1 protein-coding gene is annotated in these 986 nt (G+C 37.9%); it reads left to right on the forward strand.

What is annotated here, in order from left to right; genetic code table 11:
• Positions 1-249: 249 nt before the first annotated feature.
• On the forward strand, positions 250-986 hold a 737-nt coding region (locus tag KHB02_RS29630; protein ID WP_241114206.1), incomplete at its 3' end, for an IS110 family transposase.

Genomic DNA, 986 nt, shown 5'->3' on the forward strand with positions numbered 1-986 from the left:
TGATGCACAAACATACTAAGATTAGTAGCACAAACCAAGGCCATGGTTTGTGCTACTATTTTTTTATAGTAGAAGTGAAGAATAGCCCGAGGACGGTTCCGGAACCTCGAGTTCGATGTCACAAACTGGGCTACTTCACTGCCCTTATAGAATCAGTTTCAGTATGTTGGATCCTCGAGATCGTGTATAAGAAAAGGGAATCGATAAGGTGATGTGAAGACTTCTACATAAAAATTAAGGAGGGGTATTATGCCGAGTGTAATTGCTTTTGATGTCAGTATGGGTAAAAGTTACATGGTTATTTATAACGCTGCACGCACTTGTATTTTTGAAGGTGAAATCATTCATAATAGGCCACATTTTGAACAGCTAAATAAATTAATTGTTGAATTAATTCGAAAAGATGGACAAGCACCGGACATTGTATTTGAAGCTACCGGGGTATACTCAAGACAATTAGAGCGCTTTATGAATGATTACGGTTTTTCCTATTCCCTATTAAATCCACTCGAATCCAAGCTTCAAACGGCCTCGATGCGCATACATAAGACAGATAAAAGTGATGCACATCGTTTAGCTCAAACTCACTTTACAAATGAAAGACGCACGAAAAAAAGACAAGAAAATTATTACAATCAAATGAGGGCACTTTCTCGATACTATGAAGAATTGGATGATGAACGGACTTTGGTCCGAGGTCGAATGCATTCATTATTGCAGTTGACATTTCCGGAACTGGAAAAACTCTTTACACAAAAATCCGAGTTATTTTTAAACATCGTACAGCTATTTCCACATCCGGATTCTGTTAAGCATCTATCAAAAACTGTTGTACGTAATAGGATAATAGCTAATACAGACAAAAGATTAGCCCCAAAGGCAGCTGAGAAAAAAGCTATACAGTTATTAGAAGCAGCACAGGACTCCTATCCTGCAGTGGATATGAATGATATACAGTGTGAGCAGCTAAAAGACTATGCAAATCG

It is taken from the genome of Neobacillus citreus, assembly GCF_018343545.2.
GTDB classification, from domain to species: Bacteria; Bacillota; Bacilli; order Bacillales; family Cytobacillaceae; genus Neobacillus; species Neobacillus citreus.